This window comes from Pseudomonas matsuisoli (genome assembly GCF_014647635.1).
Lineage (GTDB): Bacteria > Pseudomonadota > Gammaproteobacteria > Pseudomonadales > Pseudomonadaceae > Pseudomonas_P > Pseudomonas_P matsuisoli.
Window position 1 is genome coordinate 14,748 of sequence record NZ_BMPO01000011.1, and the last position, 18,746, is coordinate 33,493.

General features: G+C 58.1%; 18 protein-coding genes. 13 read left to right on the plus strand and 5 right to left on the minus strand.

The features are described from left to right. The first annotated feature begins 197 nt into the window (after positions 1–197). The 6 genes from IEY47_RS19035 to IEY47_RS19060 all read left to right on the plus strand — a co-directional run bounded on the left by IEY47_RS19035 (position 198) and on the right by IEY47_RS19060 (position 7,017). Positions 198–920 carry a DUF4198 domain-containing protein gene (locus IEY47_RS19035; protein WP_188985665.1) on the plus strand — a complete coding sequence of 241 codons (723 nt, stop codon included), beginning with the start codon at positions 198–200 and terminating at the stop codon, positions 918–920. A gap of 277 nt (positions 921–1,197) precedes the next feature. Then, a complete protein-coding gene (locus IEY47_RS19040; RefSeq protein WP_188985805.1) occupies positions 1,198–1,671 on the plus strand; it encodes a phosphate-starvation-inducible protein PsiE in 474 nt (157 codons plus the stop codon). Positions 1,672–2,062: 391 nt separating this feature from the next. Further along, positions 2,063–2,770, plus strand: coding sequence for a class I SAM-dependent methyltransferase (locus IEY47_RS19045; RefSeq protein ID WP_188985667.1), 708 nt, complete (start codon positions 2,063–2,065; stop codon positions 2,768–2,770). Between the two features lie 215 nt (positions 2,771–2,985). After that, on the plus strand, positions 2,986–3,516 hold the full coding sequence (locus IEY47_RS19050; protein WP_188985669.1) for a sigma-70 family RNA polymerase sigma factor: 531 nt from the start codon (positions 2,986–2,988) through the stop codon (positions 3,514–3,516). Positions 3,517–3,519: 3 nt separating this feature from the next. Continuing rightward, positions 3,520–4,491 carry a FecR domain-containing protein gene (locus IEY47_RS19055; RefSeq protein WP_188985671.1) on the plus strand — a complete coding sequence of 324 codons (972 nt, stop codon included), beginning with the start codon at positions 3,520–3,522 and terminating at the stop codon, positions 4,489–4,491. 87 nt (positions 4,492–4,578) lie between these two features. Continuing rightward, positions 4,579–7,017, plus strand: coding sequence for a TonB-dependent siderophore receptor (locus IEY47_RS19060; protein ID WP_188985673.1), 2,439 nt, complete (start codon positions 4,579–4,581; stop codon positions 7,015–7,017). Positions 7,018–7,137: 120 nt separating this feature from the next. Here IEY47_RS19060 and IEY47_RS19065 read toward each other — a convergent pair whose 3' ends face one another. Then, entirely contained in the window at positions 7,138–8,043 is a 906-nt protein-coding gene (locus IEY47_RS19065; protein WP_188985675.1) for an alpha/beta fold hydrolase, read from the minus strand. Between the two features lie 91 nt (positions 8,044–8,134). Between IEY47_RS19065 and IEY47_RS19070 the strand changes: the two genes are divergently transcribed. Next, on the plus strand, positions 8,135–8,719 hold the full coding sequence (locus IEY47_RS19070; RefSeq protein WP_229779529.1) for a CGNR zinc finger domain-containing protein: 585 nt from the start codon (positions 8,135–8,137) through the stop codon (positions 8,717–8,719). Positions 8,720–8,778: 59 nt separating this feature from the next. On the opposite strand, the gene bdcA is transcribed toward IEY47_RS19070, so the two are convergent. Beyond that, a complete protein-coding gene (bdcA, locus tag IEY47_RS19075; protein WP_188985679.1) occupies positions 8,779–9,483 on the minus strand; it encodes an SDR family oxidoreductase in 705 nt (234 codons plus the stop codon). Positions 9,484–9,565: 82 nt separating this feature from the next. Here bdcA and IEY47_RS19080 point away from each other — a divergent pair, with 82 nt between their 5' ends. Both IEY47_RS19080 and IEY47_RS19085 read left to right on the plus strand, forming a co-directional pair. Beyond that, positions 9,566–10,192 carry a TetR/AcrR family transcriptional regulator gene (locus IEY47_RS19080; RefSeq protein ID WP_188985681.1) on the plus strand — a complete coding sequence of 209 codons (627 nt, stop codon included), beginning with the start codon at positions 9,566–9,568 and terminating at the stop codon, positions 10,190–10,192. Positions 10,193–10,389: 197 nt separating this feature from the next. After that, the gene (locus IEY47_RS19085; protein ID WP_188985682.1) at positions 10,390–10,752 is read left to right on the plus strand and encodes a response regulator; all 363 of its coding nucleotides are present in this window, start codon (positions 10,390–10,392) and stop codon (positions 10,750–10,752) included. A gap of 90 nt (positions 10,753–10,842) precedes the next feature. Here IEY47_RS19085 and IEY47_RS19090 read toward each other — a convergent pair whose 3' ends face one another. Next, a complete protein-coding gene (locus IEY47_RS19090; RefSeq protein ID WP_188985684.1) occupies positions 10,843–11,784 on the minus strand; it encodes a DMT family transporter in 942 nt (313 codons plus the stop codon). 445 nt (positions 11,785–12,229) lie between these two features. Here IEY47_RS19090 and IEY47_RS19095 point away from each other — a divergent pair, with 445 nt between their 5' ends. Beyond that, on the plus strand, positions 12,230–13,027 hold the full coding sequence (locus tag IEY47_RS19095; RefSeq protein WP_188985686.1) for a GNAT family N-acetyltransferase: 798 nt from the start codon (positions 12,230–12,232) through the stop codon (positions 13,025–13,027). Between the two features lie 21 nt (positions 13,028–13,048). Here the strand turns inward: IEY47_RS19095 and IEY47_RS19100 are convergent, their stop codons facing one another. Next, positions 13,049–13,363: an AzlD family protein gene (locus IEY47_RS19100; protein ID WP_188985688.1), complete on the minus strand. Its 315-nt coding sequence runs from the start codon at positions 13,361–13,363 to the stop codon at positions 13,049–13,051. Next, positions 13,353–14,069 (minus strand): AzlC family ABC transporter permease, encoded by a 717-nt coding sequence (locus tag IEY47_RS19105; protein ID WP_188985690.1) that lies wholly within the window; start codon positions 14,067–14,069, stop codon positions 13,353–13,355. Before IEY47_RS19105 ends, IEY47_RS19100 begins: the two co-directional genes overlap by 11 nt. A 222-nt stretch (positions 14,070–14,291) precedes the next feature. Between IEY47_RS19105 and IEY47_RS19110 the strand changes: the two genes are divergently transcribed. The 3 genes from IEY47_RS19110 (at position 14,292) to IEY47_RS19120 (ending at position 18,588) form a co-directional block, all read left to right on the plus strand. Continuing rightward, the gene (locus IEY47_RS19110) at positions 14,292–15,125 is read left to right on the plus strand and encodes an oxidoreductase (RefSeq protein ID WP_188985692.1); all 834 of its coding nucleotides are present in this window, start codon (positions 14,292–14,294) and stop codon (positions 15,123–15,125) included. 9 nt (positions 15,126–15,134) lie between these two features. Beyond that, a complete protein-coding gene (locus IEY47_RS19115) occupies positions 15,135–16,091 on the plus strand; it encodes an AraC family transcriptional regulator (protein WP_229779532.1) in 957 nt (318 codons plus the stop codon). A gap of 634 nt (positions 16,092–16,725) precedes the next feature. Then, a complete protein-coding gene (locus IEY47_RS19120; protein ID WP_188985694.1) occupies positions 16,726–18,588 on the plus strand; it encodes a glycoside hydrolase family 5 protein in 1,863 nt (620 codons plus the stop codon). Positions 18,589–18,746 lie beyond the last annotated feature (158 nt).

An 18,746-nucleotide genomic window follows, 5' to 3' on the forward strand; every position in this document is an offset into this window, starting at 1 on the left:
AAACTCTGCCTCGCCGTGCAGATTCGTACATAAACCGACCCCATGAATGCGTGTTATAACGTAACGCCTTATACATGAAACATTATTTCATAGCCATAGACTATTAAAGACCAAGGTTCGTTAGAGAAGCCTTCTTGCAGCCCCCTTTTTTGAAGCGCGGCTTTGTTTCACAACACGTCACGACATCAGGATCATCTATGAAACACGCACTTCCTTTGCTCGCGGCAATGAGCATCTTCAGTACCCAAGCGGCACTGGCCCATGGCATCTGGACGGAACAACGTTACGGCCATCTCGAGGTCGTCTACGGGCACGGCGCGGAAGACGAAGCCTATGCACCGGAGAAGGTAAAAGGCGTCTGGGCCTACGATCACAGCGGCCACCTCATACCTGTTACGGTTGAGCGCTTGGAAGACCATGCTCGCTTGAAACCTATTGCCCATCCGGCAGTGTTAACCGTTTCGTATGACAACGGCATCTGGAGCAAAAACAAGGACGGTAAGTCTTTCAACGCTCCGAGGTCAGAGGTGCCAGGGGCGGTAAGCTCCAGCCGGAGCTACAAGTACAGCCTGGCCATTCTTGAACCGCACGCGCACATTCCAGAGCACCTAAAGCTGGCCATGGTCATTCGTCCTCTTAAGGACCCGATGGAGGTTGGCGTAGGCAATCCGCTACCTGTAGAAGTCACCATCGATGGCAAACCCGCAGCGAACATCGCGCTGCTCGATGACTATCGCGGTACGGCAGACGCCAGTAGTGTCAAAACGGACGCCCAAGGCCGCGCCGATATCGTCATCCGCAACTCGGGACTCAACATCATTGCTGCCCAGGCCAGAGTACCTGCAGCCGGCGAAGAAGGAATCACGGAGCGCAGTCTGTTCACCTCATTGACGTTCGCAGGTGAGGCTCATCACCATTGAGTGAATGCACCCCGCTAAACATGCCCTTTGGGTAATCAAAGGGCACTGAAGCTTTTGGAGTAAAGGAGCCGACGTGGTTTTGATCGGGCGGTGCGTCGGCTGCATTCAGCCCATCGCTAGGGCTAAAAGCCGCCTGTCAAAGCAAGGCGCCCCGTGCAGTCAGGTGGTGCCGTGAGTTTGCGCCGCGCGTTCCCCAGGAATGACCGATCGCAGTCATTCATCTCATTGCGTTCTCTGTCATCATCGCGTTTTGGGTTGGCAGATGCGGGTAGTCGTCATGAAGTGGGCAGAGCACAGCAGAAAGCGCATGCACCGACAGGCAAATGCAGTCGGAAACCTATTGGTTGAAGGTTTTCATTATTTGGGGTTGTTCGCCATCGGAGCCGCTACCGCGTGGGCATCCGTGATGGCTTTCTGGGACATGGTGCAAGCTCGCCATGCCAGCGTCGACGACATCTTGCTTCTGTTCATTTACTTGGAACTGGGGGCGATGGTCGGCATTTACTTCAAGACCAATCACCTTCCGATTCGGTTCTTGTTGTACATCGCCATCACGGCATTGACGCGGTATTTGATCGGTGACGTTTCGCACCACAAGGCGCCGGACATTGGCCTGCTGTACCTATGCGGCGGTATTTTCTTCCTGGCGCTATCAGTCGTAGCGGTTCGTTTCGCTTCGTATCGCTTTCCGTCAAGCAAAGCGATTGATGCCTCAGGCGAGGCAGTTGGAGATAGCTACTCGGAAAAATAGATTGCAGTAGCCTTCTTTTTTTAATGGCTATTAACGTCCACCGCCCTTTATGTAGACCTAAAGGCTCCGAAGCACTTCTGCGGTACCACATCGCCCCACGTGCATCGAGTTAACTGCACACTCGATCAGAACAACAGCAGTGGTCCTTTGCGGGATAACGCATAGCCCAATTATTGAAGCCTTGGCCGGCGGCGCCAATTTGCCGGATCCAACAGCATCAGCCAGGCGTTGAGGCGGCTATTGCATTCGGCGAGCGACAGCTATTTGCGACAACCACAACCAAGAGCAGCTACCCTCGCATAGGGGACTTCCGCCTTAGGTACAACGCCTTGCGCACGTTGAAACACCCATCCTCTACCCTGCCTGAGCCAACAAAATAACGAGGCATCTCATGCAACGCGAAGCGCTTAAAGAATTGTTTGACCAACAAGCCTCCGGCTACGACAAGCAATGGGCGGGAATGGCGCCCATTCGCGAAACGCTGCACCTGCTTCTTCGCTCGAACTTTGCCTATCTACCCGACGACGCTCGGATACTTTGCGTAGGCGCGGGTACGGGCGCCGAACTCGCGTACCTTGCGGGATGCTTTCCCGAATGGAGGTTCACTGCTGTTGACCCTTCCGGAGCAATGCTCGATGTCTGTCGGCAGAAAGCGGAGCACGGTGGCTTTTTGTCTCGTTGCGACTTTCACGAGGGCTACCTCGGCACACTGTCTATCGAATCCCACTACGACGCGGCTACGTGCTTTCTGGTCTCTCAATTTTTGCTTGAAGCGCACGCGCGCATCGAGTTCTTTCAAGAGATAGCCCGAGCGCTGAAACCGGGCGGACTGCTGGCAAATGCCGATCTCGCGGCTGACACCTCCTGTCGCTCCTACGATGCGTTACTGCGTAGCTGGATGACATTGATGTCTGCAGCCGGCGTGGCGCCAGATGCGCTGGAACGTGCGCGAGCGGCGTACGCTAAGGACGTATCGATCCTTCCTTCACATCAGGTATCGGACCTGATCGAGTCAGCCGGCTTCGACAGACCGGTGCAATTCTTCCAAGCCGGATTGATGAGCGGATGGGTCTGTACGCGTCAATCAGATCCTTACTGAGAGAGAAGCATAGTCGTCTTTCGCAGCCGCCAGATGCTAAGAAGGCTCGCTCCAAAGTCTCTTGTAGACGGGCGCAATCCACGACTTGCGAATGGTATCCATGTGGCGATACCTGCCTTCGGCATCCGTCCTGCAACCTCGCGTTGTGATAAGTGCCGCGCGCGACTAATATCGCGAACACTTCTCATTAGCCGTCACGCTGGGCGGGGTCTTTCATGCCTTCCACGCACGCTCTCGATCAGTCGGTACACCGCTTGTACGCCCGGCATTCTCCATGGCTGTTGAGCTTCCTGCGTCGGCGACTTAGTAACCGGATAGATGCGCCTGACCTGCTTCACGATACCTTCGTGCGCGTATTGGCCCGCCCTCGCCTTTCCACCGATGAGGGCGGGGAACGGTCTTACCTGGCGACGCTCGCGCGCGGGCTTTGTATTGATCGCTGGCGGCGTGAAGCGCTGGAGACGGCTTATCTCGCGGCGTTGGCTAACCAGCCGATCATAGGGCAGCCTTCACCCGAGCAGACCGCGATGGTGCTAGAAACGTTGGTCGAGGTCGATGCCATGCTCGCTGGTCTCCCCCCAAACGTGCGCGAGGCGTTTCTGTTGGCTCAGCTCGATGGCCTGCCCTACCGCGAGATTGGCGAGCGCCTCGGTGTGAGCGAACGCATGGTGAAGAGATATATGGCTCAGGCCTTCGTGCACTGTGCGGTGCTCGAAGCGGAGCTCGACGGACTGCTGGTGGAGTGAACGATGGAATCACGCGCGAGCAGAATCCAGCACACGAGCTTGCAACAGGCCGCCCACTGGTACGTAACGCTGCAGGACGTGGATTGCCCCGCGGTGCTGCAAGAACAGTGGCGAGATTGGTTCGAGCAACATAGCGAGCATCGGGCGGCCTGGCACTATGTGGAGCGTGTTGGCGAACATTTCGCGCCGTTGCGTGATCAGGCGCCCCAGGCGGGCGGAGCCCTTCGGCAGACGCGCGCGAAAGGGATGTCCCGTCGGCAAGCGACCAAGACGCTCATGTGGCTGGGCGTTGGCTCCCTGGTTGGCCTAAGCGGCTGGCGAGCATCGACGCTCACGGGTTGGACAGCCGACCTAGCCACCGGGACGGGCGAGAATCGTAAGGTGCGCCTGGAGGATGGCAGCGAACTCTGGCTTGGTGCCCGCACGGCGGTCGACACCGGATTCGATACGCGCACGCGTCGACTTGACCTGCGTTTCGGTGAGCTGCTTTTGCAAACGGCGGAGCGCGATACCCGCCCGTTCATCGTTCGTACCGAGTGCGGTGAATTGGAAGTTGCCTCGGGCACCGCTCGCCTGGGTATTCGCCAACAGGAAAGCCACACGCGGCTCGATGTCTATCAGGGCGCGGTAAACGTCTGCACGACACACAACGACCGGCGCCAGCAGGTGCTTGCCGACCAGGGCATCGACTTTACGCCGTCGATCATCCATTCGCCGACGGCGGCGCAAGCGGCAGGAGAATCCTGGACCCGAGGCGTGCTGGCCGCTGAAGCCATGCCGTTGTCCGAGCTCGTCGACACGCTGAGTCGGTATCGCCATGGGCACCTTGGCTATGCACCAACGGTGGCCAAGCTGTCGGTCATGGGTACATTCCCGCTAGGCGATACCGACCAGGCGCTGCACTTGCTGGAAGCCGCCCTACCTGTGCGTGTTCGGCGGCTCACGCATTGGTGGGTCAACGTCGAAGCGGCATGAGTTTTAAATAATTCTTGGGTGGCGGGTTCCCTTTTTCGCGAGTTGTTCGGTTCACCTTGCAGCACTCACTGCCTTACAGGGATACCCATGCAGTCGTCTCGCTCTTTTGCTATTCGCGCCGCCCTTTCCGCGCCGTTATCGCTCTTCGTGCTGGCCCCGCTGGCCATCTTGCCCCTGGCCGCCCACGCGGTGGAAGCAAGCAGCGAGCAGGCATTCGATATTTCAGCGGGGCCACTGAGCCGCGTGCTCAATCAGTTCAGTAGTCAGGCAGGCATCTACCTGGTGGGTAGCAACGCCCTGGCGCAAGACCGGCAGAGCCCAGGCCTGCAAGGTCGCCACACCATTCAACAAGGGTTGCACCAATTGTTGCGCGGAACCGGACTGCAAGCCGTTCCACAAGGCGGCACAGGTTACGTACTGCAGCCTGTTTCGACCGGTGACGCGGTACAGCTTCAACCGACGTCGGTGCTGGGCGCCGGAATGCAGAGCGCCAACGGGCAGTCGGACAGCGGCTACCGCGCGGTCAATTCAGCGACCGCCAGCAAAACCAGTACCGCGTTGGCCGAGACGCCGCGTTCAGTGTCGGTCGTCACGCGGCGCCGCATGGACGACCAGAAATCGCAGACGCTAACCGAGGTTCTGGGCTACGTACCCGGCATCTTCGCGCCGCCATTTGCCGCCGGTGACGGCGCGGCCGGCGACCTGTTCTTCATTCGCGGCTTCAACGCGACCGACTACGGCTATGGCTTATTGCGCGACGGTCTTCGAGTCCAGGGCAACCGTTACGACACCACCAGTGAGCCATACGGACTCGAACGCGTGGAAGTTTTCCGAGGCCCCACGTCCATCCTGTATGGCGAGAACGCACCCGGCGGTGTGGTGAACCTCGTCAGCAAGCGTCCGACCGCAGATGCCCGCGGCCAACTTCAGCTGAGCTACGGCACCCACGAACGTCGCCAGCTGGGCGTGGACGTGTCTGGCCCATTGAACGAAAGCGGCAGCGTGTTGGGACGCATGGTCGTGCTCGGCCGCAAATCCGATACGCAGGTGGATCACCAACCGGACGACCGCCTGTACCTCGCCCCGTCATTGACGCTCAACATCGATGATGCCAATACACTCACCCTGCTGGGGACGTATCAGCGGGATCGCACACTCATGGAATTGGGGTATCCCGCGGCGGGCACGCTGCTGAACAACCCCAATGGCAAGATCGACAAGAGCACGCTGCTCGGCAATCCGGACTGGGACGACTTCGAGCGAGAAACCTGGACGCTCGGCTATGAGTTCACGCATCGCTTCAACGAAGCCTGGCAATATCGCCAGAACTCCCGCTACATGCAGTCTCGTATCGACCGCCAGGAAATCTGGCCGGGCAACCTCGACAACGGCGGCTTCGGCACCATCCTGAACAACACGGCCTACGACCGCGAGAACAAATCCATCGCCTACGCACTGGACAATCAGGTCGAAGGCAATTTCACGCTGCGCGAGGTGGAGAACACGCTGCTTTTTGGCGCCAGCCTTGATCGCACCTCGTTCAATCAAGACTGGGATGCGGGTTTTGGCGGCACCATCAATGTGTTCGATCCGGTCTATACCGGGCCCCCCGTAACCTCAACGACCGTCCAAAACGCCTTGCTCGAGCAAACACTCTACGGCGTCTATACCCAGCTCCAGAGCCGCGTTGATAACTGGGTGCTTTTGCTAGGCGGTCGTTACGATCGAGTCAACAGCACCTACCGCAACAAGGCAGGCACACTCAACGCCTCCGCCGATCTCGATTACTGGGACGGCCAATTCACCTGGCAGGCCGGGCTGATGTATCAGTTCGAAAATGGGGTATCGCCGTATGTGAGCTACTCGACGGCCTACAACCCGACCCAGCAGGTCTCCAGTTCCAATGGACCGCTCGATCCAACGACCAGCGAACAATACGAAGCCGGCGTGAAGTACGAACCCAAGGGCTGGAATACCGCCATCAGCGCCTCGGTCTACGACCTCCGCAAGAAAGACGACTCTCTATATGACAGTGTCGTCGGCGACTACCGCAACGTTGGACGCAGCCGCGCCAAAGGCGTGGAGCTGGAAGTCAGCAGCGACCTCACTGACAACGTGAACGTGACAGCGGCGTACACCTACACGGATTCACGCATCACCAAAGATGCACCGGGTTCGTTGCTGGAAGATCATCAGATCACCGGCGTACCGCGCAACCAGGCGTCCGTCTGGGCGAATTACCGTTTCCTCGACGGGGGACTGAAAGGCTTGCGTATCGGGGGTGGTGTGCGCCATTTCGACAGCACGTTCGCGTACACCAGCCCTGCGCTCTACGGAACGCTCGACACGGGTGATGTCACCCTTGTCGATGCCGCAGTGGGCTATTCCATCGACGAGCAATGGTCAGCAGAACTCAATGCGCGCAACCTGCTGGATAAGGAATACGTCGCCGGCTGCAACAATGCAGGCCGCTGCTATTGGGGCGAAGAAAGAACCCTGCTGGCGACTTTGACCTACAACTGGTGATCGGGCGCTCGAGCCGGGCCGTTGCGAATCGGGGACCGTGTCGAGCCTGATCCACCCTCACCCTATGCCTTACACATGCAGTAGCACGTGCAAGGCATAGGCGCCGGCGTTACGAATCAATCACTGAACGTTCACGTCCAAAAACTCGCGGATGACGGGCAGGATTTCCGCTGCGTGCGTTTCCAATGCGAAATGGCCGGTGTCGTAGAAACGAATGTCCGCATTGGGAATATCCCGCTTCCACGCTTCGGCCCCTGCCGGCAAAAAGAACGGGTCGTTCTTGCCCCACACCGCCAACAGCGGCGGCTGGTACTCGCGAAAGAACGCCTGAAAGTCGGGATAGAGGGCCACGTTGTTGGCGTAGTCCAGGACCAGGTCGAGCTGAATATCGGCATTGCCTGGCCGTGAAACCTGCAGTCCTTCCAACGTGTAACCGTCGGGGGATACCGAACGCTCATCCGCCACGCCCTCCAGGTATTGCCACTTGATTGAGGCGGGCGTCGGGAAGTCCTGCAATGCATCGCGATTCTGCTGGGTCGGCTCATGCCAGTAAGTTCGTATCGGCGCCCAACCGTCGCCCAGCCCTTCCTCATAAGCGTTTCCGTTCTGGGAAATGATCGCGGTCACCCGCTCGGGGTGCGCAAGCGCCAGACGCCAGGCCACGGGCGCACCGTAGTCGTGGACGACCAGCGCATAGTGATCGAGGTTGAGCTGCTCGGTGAACTGCTCGATGGTCTCCGCCAGCGCTGCGAAGGTGTACGCGTACTTGTCTCTCGCGGGCGCTTCGGTAAACCCGAACGCCGGAAGGTCAGGCGCGATCACGTGGTAGCGGTCGGCGAGCGCCGGAATGAGATCGCGGAACATGAACGATGACGCAGCGAAGCCGTGCAGGAGCAGCACCGTCGGTGCTCCGGCGCGACCGGCCTCACGGTAGAAAACCTTCACATCGCCGACTTGCTCGTACTGGTAACGAACTCCGTCACGGCGTTCGTGGTAACCATCGGCAGATTTGCTCAAGGATGTCATGGCAGCCTCCTGTAACCATCAAAATATGAATTTGAAGGTTACGAAGCATTCAAGTAACCTGTCAAACACCTTTTATCGGTTACTCACTGCTATGAACATCACACGCGTTACCCCTCCAGGTGCGGTTTTCCTGGCTGACAATCTGGCGCTCGACTTCATCAACAGCGAGTACGGGATGGGTGAGCAGCACCACGACTGCTTCAGCGACAATGAAAGCGTAATGAATTGGCTAAAGGCGGCGACGGTTCTGCCCGATGATTACGCTGCGCCTGCACCGGCAGGATTGCTCGACCTAGCACACGAATTCCGCGAGTGCGCGCGAAATCTGGTGAACGCTGCAATGATCGGCACACCGGCCGACTTCACGGTCATCAATACAGCACTGGACGCTGGCCAACCCGTCACAGCGCTGGGCTGGAGCGATGAAGAACAGGCGTTTCAGGCCGTAACGCAACGGCGCGACGACAGCCCGCCTAGCCTGTTGTGGCCGGTCGCCCAGTCGCTGGTGAACCTACTCACGAACGAGAAATTCGAGTTCGTCCGCCAATGCGAAGCCCACGACTGCGTACTTCTTTTTCATGACTTGACCAAATCCCACCGACGCCGCTGGTGCAGCATGGCCACCTGCGGCAACCGCATGAAGGTCGCCGCCTTTCGCTCACGGAACAAACGCTGAGACGCAGCGGGTAGATCGGTGCGCCAGGCAGCCGCCCGCTCGCGCCTTTCAATCAAAACTTAAGCTCCGAACCCACCATCGATGGTGTGCATGGCGCCCGTTATGCCACTGGCATAACGGCCGGCGAGGTAGTGCGTTAGGCTGGCGACATCCTGCGCCGTCCCATGGCGCTTGATCGCCATGACACTGTGCATCTGTTCGGCGAGTTCGCCATCTGCTGGGTTCATATCGGTATCGGTCGGGCCCGGCTGCACGACGTTGACGGTGATTCCTCGTGGTCCGAAATCCCGCGCCAAACCGCGCGCCATGCCCTGTAACGCTGACTTGCTCAGCGCGTACGCGGCTAAGCCAGAAAAAGGCATACGGTCGCCATTGACCGAACCGATCACGATGATCCGTCCACCCTCCGGCATTTCTCTCGCCGCCTCTACAGACGCGTGATAAGGCGCGCGAACGTTAACGTCGATCAAATGATCAATGGCGTCCGGATCAAGCGTCAGCGGATCACCCGCCACCAGCACGCCGGCATTGAATACCAGCACATCCAACGAGCCCGCCTCGCGTACGGTCGCGATGATCGCATCTCGGTCGGAGGCATCGGAATGAACCGCAGTCCCCCCCGTCTCCGCAGCCAACCGTTGCGCGTCCTCCTTGGAACCCGCGTAAGTAAACGTTACCTGTGCCCCCTCGCCGGCAAAACGCCTCACGATTGCAGCACCGATACCACGACTGCCACCAATGACCAGCACGGTTTTATTTCGCATGTCCACTTGGCTTACCTCTATTCGCTTATTGGTTAGCAACCACTATAAAATTACGCAAACCGGATTCGCAAGGATTTTTATAGTGACCACTAAAGAACTTAAACAAGTCGAGCGTAAACCGCGCGGTCGCCCACGGGCTTTCGATACGGAAACCGCTCTGGATACGGGGCAGCGCCTGTTCCATACCAGTGGCTATGAATCCGTGGGGCTGGCCGCATTGACCGATGCGCTGGGAGTGAAACCACCTAGCTTCTACAAGGCATTTGGGAGCAAGGCTGAATTCTTCTCGCTGGTGCTCGATCGCTACGCCAGGTCCGTGCTGACGTTGGACGACATCCTATTACCTGGTCGGGCGCCGGTAGATGCGATGGCAGCGTTGCTTGAAAGCGCGGCCAGCACCTATGCACGCGACCCACATCAGCGGGGTTGCCTCGTTCTCGAAGCCGTTCGAGGGCTACAAGACGACGAGAGTGTCCTCTACGCGCGCAAAATCGCCGACAGCCGTCGTGTTCAGATTCGCGAATTCATCGCGCAAACGCACCCCGAATGCGCGGCGGCCGCTACCGACTATGTGGCCAGCACCCTGTCCGGTCTGTCCGCCAGTGCGCGCGAAGGTATGAATGAAGCGCGGTTGCTTCGCGTGGCCGAAGTGGCTGTTGCAGGTCTGCGGCAACTTTTGCAGCCAGAGGGACGAGACGTTACCGACTAGAGCGCCCACATAGAGAAATGCCGGTCCCTGACAAGGGATCATGACGGCGAACTTCGGCACCTTAGTTCGCTGCGTCGGCCCGACGCTGCGTTCGAGTTGACTGACAATCTCTAAGTCACTGAAACCTTTTGCCTTTCAAGACGATCGGAAACACTAACGCTAGACCGACTTAACGACGTTTTGAAACGGATGTCCCGATGCTCCCAACCCAAGTGATAGTGATTGACGACGAACCTGCGCTGGCCGATTTGATGTCTGAATTGATCGCAGTTGCAGGCGCCCAGCCCGTGGCGTTCGAAACCGCCGATGCTGCCCTTCTCTATCTAGAAAAGCATGCAACGGAGACAAGTCTAGTCGTGACCGATGTGCGAATGCCCGGGCTGCTGGATGGGTACGACCTTGCCAAACTGATCTTCAAAACGTGGCCCGAGCTGCCCGTCATTCTGACCTCGGGCTACACCTCGCTGAATCCGGTTAATCTTCCGGACAATGCCGAATTTCTTCCAAAACCCTGGCCAGCGGACACGTTCCTCGACACCTTGAAGCGCTTTCTTAACTGAAGCAGCGGCTATCGCTGGCAACTGCGCCGGATTCACGCCCCACGGATGACCGTAGGGATTAGCCGTGTTCAAGCAGGGTTTAACACGTTCTTAATCGGGTGGCAGGACCGATGCTCGCAAGCGCCGCTTTTCGAGGTACTGCTCACCAAGCAGCACTACCAAACCGCTCAGTACGATGATCAGCGTCCCGATGCAGCTCCAGAGATTGGGTAGCTCGGCGAAGAACAAGTACCCCAACAAGCTGGCGCCGACGATCTGCAGGTAGGTGAACGGTGCCACGAACGGCGCTGGGGCCACCTCGAACGCACGTACCAGGCAGTAATGGCCGCATCCACCGAGGATGCCCATGCTGATCAGCAATCCAAGATGAACCCAGCCATCCGGCGCCTGCCACACAAAGGGCAACATCAGGCTCGTCAGTACGAACCCAGCGGCAGCCATATAGGTGTTGGATGTTTCGGGTGTGTCGTATGCGGCAAGTTTGCGCGACAGAATTTGCGTGACCGCCGAGGTGCATGCGCTAAGGAGCACCAGCAGTACAGCGGGGTGGAAGGCATCGCCGCCTGGCTGAATAACGAACAGCGCGCCGGCGAACCCACAGACCACCGCGACCGTTTTCAACGGCCCTACGCGCTCGCCCAGCATGAAGGGCGCCAGCACCAGGACCACCATGGGCGCTGTGAAACTGACCGCGGCCGCAGTCGCGACGGGCACGTATTGGAGTGCGCAAAACATCAGGAACGAGGTCAGGCAGAACAGCAGCGAACGCACGATTTGCAGCCAGGGGCGCTGAGAGCGAAAAAGCGCCGGCCCCTTGCGCGGGGCGAACACCACCAGCATGAAGGCGACATGGCCGAAGTAGCGGCACCAGAGCAGTTGAAGAACGGGATAGAACACGCCCAGGTATTTCACCTCGGCGTTCAGTAGCGGGATCAAGATCGCCGCGGCCAGCATGAACGCTACTGCCGTAACAAATGGACTGCGCTTCGCCCCCTGACCCGCCAACGACTCTTCTTCCCGTGCCGCCAACATGTGGCTCTCCCGATCAGCCTGTTTATTGTTTTGTTATTTGCCGTGTTGCCGCGTCGAAGCCAGTAAGCGTTTCGCTTACCTCATCAAGGGACTGCCATATGGCCTCGATGTTCGAACAGATCGCGAGCAAAGGGTACCGCGGCTGAGCCACGAGGCCAAAAATGTCCCTGCCAAATACCGCTAGCAGTGCCACCTGACGCAAGGCAACAGGCGAGCGAAGAGCTGGGAACCCAGCGACCACTTACACCACTCAATCGAAGCGCCGTGGCGAGCCAGCAATGCCGCAGACACCTAGTCCATTTTCGGCGCCGACAGCATCGAAGAGGCCGGTCCGGCAAGGACGGCTAATTGGCCACGCTCGAACGAAGAACGCGATCCGGATAAAAGGCGAACGTGCGGAATGGGACATTCGAGGGATGACGCCATTGCGTCTTACGACCACTGCATGAGTGCGTGGAAAACGGTGGTGCATGACCGGCCTGGCGCGGAAATAACCGAACATGCCGACCTTTATATCTACTGGGCCGACAGCGAATTTCCATTGTGGAACTCGATTTTTGTAAGGCCTGAAGTCAAAGATGCGGCCACGCTTCGTGATTCATTGGCGATCGCTAACGCCTACATGTCGACGAAAACGGGATCGGGGTCGGTTTATGTGTGTGGGGACATGTTTAGCGGTATAGGCGCCAGTGAACTGGACGATCTGAGTGTTTCCACAGGCATGGTCCGACACTCCGTGCTGACAGGTATGATCGGTAGCGTTCCTCAAACCCTCTCCACGCCCCGACTGATGGAAATCCATTGCAGACGCGTCGCCGATGAGTGCGATCTTGCACTGTACGGGCATATCCATGCTCAGGCTTACTCGATGACTGACGCTGTCGGCCGGAGCGCTTTTGCAGGTTCTCGCTTATGGACGGATGGGGCGTTCGTGTTCATTGGCTACCACGGTGATGCTGCCGTCTCGACGGCAGCGGTACTGGTCAACAAGAACACCTTGTATCTGACCCTTGTCGCAACGCTTCCCCAGGTTTGGGGAAAAGGGTTCGCCACGGCGACGGTGCGCCATGCGCTAAAGGAAGCCTCTCACTCCACGGGGATAAAAGAGGTCGTATTGCACTCGACCCGTACGGGTTGCGCGCTTTATCGGCGATTGGGTTTTCGTCGCACGACCCACATTCACCTGTACACCCGCCCACGCGAATTGGCTCTGGGCACGCCTGGCGTTAAGCGCTGTTCATAACCGCCACTGCCCATCAGCCCGTTACAAGCCAAATTGCCGAAACGCTGCGGCCGCCAGTACACCTGCCGCAATGGCGGGAAGCGGCTTCTTCAACACCAGCATCGTGACTGCGGTCGTCAATAGCGCCAAACGCGCAGCCGTGTCGCCCTCCAACGCCATGGGGGCCAGCAGTGCCACCAACACCGAACCCGACATGGCGCCAATGAATTGCTTTACGCGGTATCCGATGGGCACGAATGCCATGACATAGACGCCGCCCCAGCGGGTCGCTAACGTCACAAGGGCCATGATCGCGACGATCACCAGCGCGCCAAAGCCTGCCGTTTCAATGTTCACGTGTTTTCTCCGGACAAACCGTTCCCGCAATCCCGCCCGCCACGGCACCCGCGACGACATGGCTGTTCTCCGGCAGGTACCGGTAGGCCAGTAGCGATGCGCCAGCGGCGACCGTCCAGATCATCAGCACGCGCAGGTTCTTTTCCCCGCCGACCACCATGGCGAGAAGAAAGCAGCCCATGACCATGTCCAGACCGAGCATCCGCGGATCCTGGATCGCGCCGCCAAACAAGATGCCGATCCAGGTGCCGGCGACCCAAGCGGCCCACAGCGCAATGCCTCCGCCCAGCAACAAGCCCATGCCGGGCTGCCGATTACCGAATGCCTGCATCGAAAGCGCCCAATTGGCATCGGACGCGACCAGCATCACGCCATATCGCTTCGCCCGGGGCAAATGCTGCAGCCATTGATAAAGCGTGGCGCCCATGAGCAAATGTCGGGCGTTGATCGCGAATACCGTGACGACTAACGTCGCCAGCGGGACGTGGCTGCCCCACAACTCCAACGCAGCAAACTGTGCAGCTCCCGCGAACACCAGCCCGCTCATGGCGAGGATGATCGAATCGTCCAGCCCAGCCTGCGTCGCGGCCAACCCGAACGCAGCGCCAAAGATCACCACGAACATGGAAATGGGCACCAGCGTTCGGAAACCCGCCCATACGGTATAGCGATCGAACCGGTGTAACTCTTCATTGATGCCGTGCATTTAAGGCTCTCGTGCCGCTAGCGTGGATCGATTCTGGAGCCGTCGAAGCGCGGCTCCCGAGTTGCACTATGCCGAGTCGGAGGCCACATGAGAAACGCATAATTCGCGACGGTGCGCACGCAGATATCGATAGGAATAGGCAATACGCAAAGATAAACCGGCATAGGTTGGGGCGCTGGCCACGCTCTAGCATGACGCATTCACCTTTTGCAGGAGTTCGACGTGACCGCAGCGAAGACAATATTCATTACAGGTGTCAGCAGTGGGTTTGGCCATGCGCTGGCGCACCAGGCATTGGCGCAAGGCCATCGGGTGATCGGAACCGTCCGAAGCGTAGAAGCCCTGGCTTCTTTCGAAGCCCTATCCACCGATAGAGCGCATGGCGTCATCATGGACGTCACCCACTTCGATACCATCGACGACATCGTTGCGGACGTCGTACGCACCCATGAGCACGTCGATGTATTGGTAAATAACGCAGGCTATGGACACGAGGGCGTTTTCGAAGAGTCGCCCCTCGATGAAATGCGCAAGCAATTCGACGTCAACGTATTTGGCGTGGTAGCCGTTACCAAAGCCTTCGTGCCCCTATTTCGTCAGCGCAGAGCCGGGCACATTCTCAACATCACCTCAATGGGTGGCTATATCACCATGCCGGGCATCGCTTATTACTGCGCGAGCAAGTTCGCACTGGAAGGGCTTTCCGATACCCTCAGTCAAGAACTGAGGCCATTCAATATCCACGTCACCGCCGTGGCGCCCGGATCTTTTCGAACCGACTGGGCAGGCCGGTCGATGCGACGGACTCCGCGCAGCATCGACGACTACGACGATAGCTTCAATCCCATACGCGAAGCCCGCCAAGAAAAAAGTGGCGCGCAATTGGGGAATCCGGATAAGGCAGCACTGGCCATGCTCGAAATCATCGCCAGTCCGAACCCGCCCACTCATTTGCTGCTGGGCAGCGATGCGCTGGCGCTGGTCCGCGACAGGCTTCAGCGGACAGCGGAGCAGATCGACCGCTGGGAACACCTCACCCTTTCTACCGATGGTTGAAGGATAAACATGACGATGCGGTCGGCCGGCGATGTTCAGGACAGCTGTACTCGACGTTCAGTCCAACTGCTGGAATCGCTTGCGCCGCAGGAGGGATACAACCTGAGCGCCCTGGATGACGTGCGCTTCTTGCGATCTAATCGTCCGTTGACGCAAACGCCAGTGCTTTACGAACCCGGTATCGTCATCCTTTGCCAAGGCCGTAAACGCGGGTATCTCGGCGACGACGTCTATGTCTACGACGCCCAGCATTACCTGGTGGTATCGGTGCCGGTGCCTTTTATCATGGAGACGGAGGCCAGCGAACAAGAGCCGATGCTGGCCGTGTACATACGTTTGAATTTCGCGCTCGTCAGCGAACTCATGCAGCAGGTGGATCAGATCGACGGCTTCCAGGCAGGCATACCTATGGGCATGTATGCGTCGGCGATGGATGAACCGTTACGACAATCGACGCTTCGCTTTCTCGAAGTGATGAGCGAAGAACGGGATGCGCAGGTGCTCGGGCCTGCGATGCTTCGAGAGGTCTACTTCCGCGTATTGACGGGCGCCCAGGGAAGCACGATGCGGGCGGCCATTCGTCAGCAAGGGCACTTCGGCAAGATCAACCGCGCCATCCGCAAGATCCACGACGCGTACCCGTCGCGCCTCGACGTGGAATGCCTCGCTCAAGAAGCGCAGATGAGCGCCCCCAACTTCCACCTGCATTTCCGCAAGGTGACGGATTCAACGCCGATGCAATATTTGAAGTCCACCCGATTGCATCAGGCGCGGTTGCTGTTGCTGCGCAACGACATAACCGTCGCGCAAGCCGCTTTTCTCGTGGGCTATGAAAGCACTTCGCAGTTCAGTCGTGACTTCAAACGCCTTTTTGGGCGCACGCCACTTGTGGAAGTGGCATGGATGAAGAGAACGTACGCCTTGCCCGCGCCCTCCATCGCTTCGGAATTCGTGTCCTCCCATTGATAGGGGCATAGCACATGCCAGCAGGCGCGCCGGTACTGGTGCTGACGCAAGCGTGTCTTTGAATGAGCGGGGGTTCGCCGCCTTAGCGTTCTTCGAGCGGTTTCCTTTCGCAGGCAAGATGCTATCTTTTTGCCACCACTTGTATTACATCCATAAGCGACAAATTACGTCAGTTACGAAAAGAACACGCCTAAGCACACTTTTGATTGAAAAGACTACCGTCAATTCTTTTTCGTCAAAATTTTTGTGACGATGTTTGTAACGTAATTTTCCTCATTGAAAAATTTTCCCTGCCAAATCCATACGACGTTCGTCGAACGGCCACTATATTGATATCAAATCGTACCGCTCATCACCCTAAAATGTGAGCTGGCTCATCAATTGCAAACAAAGACTCGCAAAAGAAGAAATGTTTACGTTATGCCGTGTCTTTCTGCCAGCTAAATGAACACTAAGTTCTTGGCCAGTTAACTTAGAACTGCATTTCAAATTTTCTTCCCATATCAGTGGATAGATACGGGAAATAGACTCCTTTTTTATAGATGAGGCCGGTATGTCCTTAACTAAAACTTTTGCGCAAGGATGCGAATCAAAATGCAACGGACGCATTAAAAGCCGTATTAGCTCACTCGCCATGGCCACAGCACTCGTATGCGGCATCATGGGTTTCAATCAAGGTGAAGCTCACGCGGCGGGTGTCGAGTTGCTTGGCGTGAATCTCGCCGGCGCTGAATTTAGTTCAGGCTCCCTCCCCGGCAAGGAAGGCACTAATTACTTCTTCCCCACCGAAGCCAACTTTCAGTACTGGACGTCGAAAGGCGTCAGATTGATTCGCTTCCCTATTCTTTGGGAGCGCCTTCAACCCGTTCTGAGTGGCCCATTCGACGCTACTTACGCTGGCCACATCGACCGGATGTTCGACCTCGCGCAGAAGTACGACGCACAGATCGTGCTCGACGTGCACAACTACATGCGTTACCGCTCGGAAGTCGTGGGCACTGGCAAAGTCAGTTATGCCAGCTATAGAGACCTTATCCGCCGGATAGCGCTGCGCTGGAGCGCCGAACGCTCGCTTTACGCGTACGACATCATGAACGAGCCGCACGATTCTGATGCCCAGTGGCCGATCGCAGCGCAGCACGGTATTGATGCCATCCGGGAAATCGATCGGGTACGGCCGATCATGATCGAAGGCAACGCATGGGCCGGCGCGACGAATTGGCAGTGGTGGAACAAGTCGCTGCTCAACCTCAAAGATCCGGCGGACAACCTCATCTTCCAGGCCCACCTGTACTTCGACGGCACCGACGGCGGTACGTACAAGAAATTCGACGTAACGACTGTCTCGAAGGACTACGGTGTAGAGCGCGTGAAGCCGTTCGTGCAATGGCTCAAGGACCACAATAAAAAGGGCTTCATTGGCGAGTTCGGTGTGCCGGCTGACGACCCCCGCTGGTTCCCGATCATGGAAGGCATGCTCGCGTACTTGAAGGAAAACTGCATTCCTTCCACCTACTGGGCGGCAGGCCGCTCCTGGGGTACCTACAAGCTCGCGATCGAGCCTGTGAAAGGTGTTGAACGACCTCAGTGGGCCGTGCTGAAGAAGTACATCAACAATACGAGCTGCTCATCCATCGGGCCAAAATCGACATCGAGCAAACCGACCACGCCAGCACCGACGCCTACCCCAGCGCCGGCACCTACACCTACACCTACACCTACACCTACACCTAAACCTAAACCTAAACCAACGACACCGCCTACGTCGTCCAAGCCTTCGCTGAATCCGACGCCGGCACCGACACCAACGCCAACCCCAACCCCATCGACGCCGTCCAATCCTGCGACGGGCGAAACGACGACCACCATCAACAACTTCACCGACAAGAATTGGGAGAAAGGGGTCTATCGCACCTCCGCCGGCTTCTCTATTCCCGCGTCGTCGAACAACCTCAAGGCATTCAAGTCCGGCCAGGGTGTCGTGATGGCTGACGGTAAGGTAGCGACCATCCGCTTCACCCAAACCATCGGCAACAACATGTCAGTCTTCGTGGACGCCGGCACGCTGAACGCCGCCAAGGTGGGCCATCCAAACAAGCTTAAGCTGGCGACGGCAGCAAGCACCGGAGGCTCGGGCGGTAACGCAAGCAACGGTGGCAGCGGCAGCTCAGGCTCGGGTTCGGGTTCGGGTTCGGGTTCGGGTTCGGGTTCGGGGTCCAGTAAAGCGCTGGAAGCCGCCATCAACAACTTCACCGACAGCAACTGGAGCAAGGGCGTCGCCAAACGCGTAGCAGGATTCTCCATTCCAAAAACCGCAGCCAACGTCGCAGCCTTCAAGGTCGGCGCATCGGTAAAGATGGCCAATTCGCAGGTCTACAAGATTGGTTCTGTCTACAGCGTCGGCAACAACATGTCGGTCTATCTCAACGGCCCGGCACTGAGCGGCACCTCGGTCGGCCATCCTCGCAAAGTGACGCTGTTCACTGCAGCGCAGTGATGGCGCGAGTGCAGGTGGCCCTCTCTGGGGCCGCCTCACTCATATCTAACACGTCAGTACGTAAGGTGGATTAGCCACGACATGGCCCAATCCACCCCTCGTCTTCACGCAGCGCAAATCACCCCGTGTCACGGTAAACGCTGGAAGCCCTTGGGATT

Coding starts and splice junctions, on each gene's coding strand:
- IEY47_RS19035 (WP_188985665.1), top strand. CDS start 198: ATGAAACACGCACTTCCTTTGCTCGCGGCAATGAGCATCTTCAGTACC.
- IEY47_RS19040 (WP_188985805.1), top strand. CDS start 1,198: ATGAAGTGGGCAGAGCACAGCAGAAAGCGCATGCACCGACAGGCAAAT.
- IEY47_RS19045 (WP_188985667.1), top strand. CDS start 2,063: ATGCAACGCGAAGCGCTTAAAGAATTGTTTGACCAACAAGCCTCCGGC.
- IEY47_RS19050 (WP_188985669.1), top strand. CDS start 2,986: ATGCCTTCCACGCACGCTCTCGATCAGTCGGTACACCGCTTGTACGCC.
- IEY47_RS19055 (WP_188985671.1), top strand. CDS start 3,520: ATGGAATCACGCGCGAGCAGAATCCAGCACACGAGCTTGCAACAGGCC.
- IEY47_RS19060 (WP_188985673.1), top strand. CDS start 4,579: ATGCAGTCGTCTCGCTCTTTTGCTATTCGCGCCGCCCTTTCCGCGCCG.
- IEY47_RS19065 (WP_188985675.1), bottom strand. CDS start 8,043: ATGACATCCTTGAGCAAATCTGCCGATGGTTACCACGAACGCCGTGAC.
- IEY47_RS19070 (WP_229779529.1), top strand. CDS start 8,135: ATGAACATCACACGCGTTACCCCTCCAGGTGCGGTTTTCCTGGCTGAC.
- bdcA (WP_188985679.1), bottom strand. CDS start 9,483: ATGCGAAATAAAACCGTGCTGGTCATTGGTGGCAGTCGTGGTATCGGT.
- IEY47_RS19085 (WP_188985682.1), top strand. CDS start 10,390: ATGCTCCCAACCCAAGTGATAGTGATTGACGACGAACCTGCGCTGGCC.
- IEY47_RS19090 (WP_188985684.1), bottom strand. CDS start 11,784: ATGTTGGCGGCACGGGAAGAAGAGTCGTTGGCGGGTCAGGGGGCGAAG.
- IEY47_RS19095 (WP_188985686.1), top strand. CDS start 12,230: ATGAGTGCGTGGAAAACGGTGGTGCATGACCGGCCTGGCGCGGAAATA.
- IEY47_RS19105 (WP_188985690.1), bottom strand. CDS start 14,069: ATGCACGGCATCAATGAAGAGTTACACCGGTTCGATCGCTATACCGTA.
- IEY47_RS19115 (WP_229779532.1), top strand. CDS start 15,135: ATGACGATGCGGTCGGCCGGCGATGTTCAGGACAGCTGTACTCGACGT.
- IEY47_RS19120 (WP_188985694.1), top strand. CDS start 16,726: ATGGCCACAGCACTCGTATGCGGCATCATGGGTTTCAATCAAGGTGAA.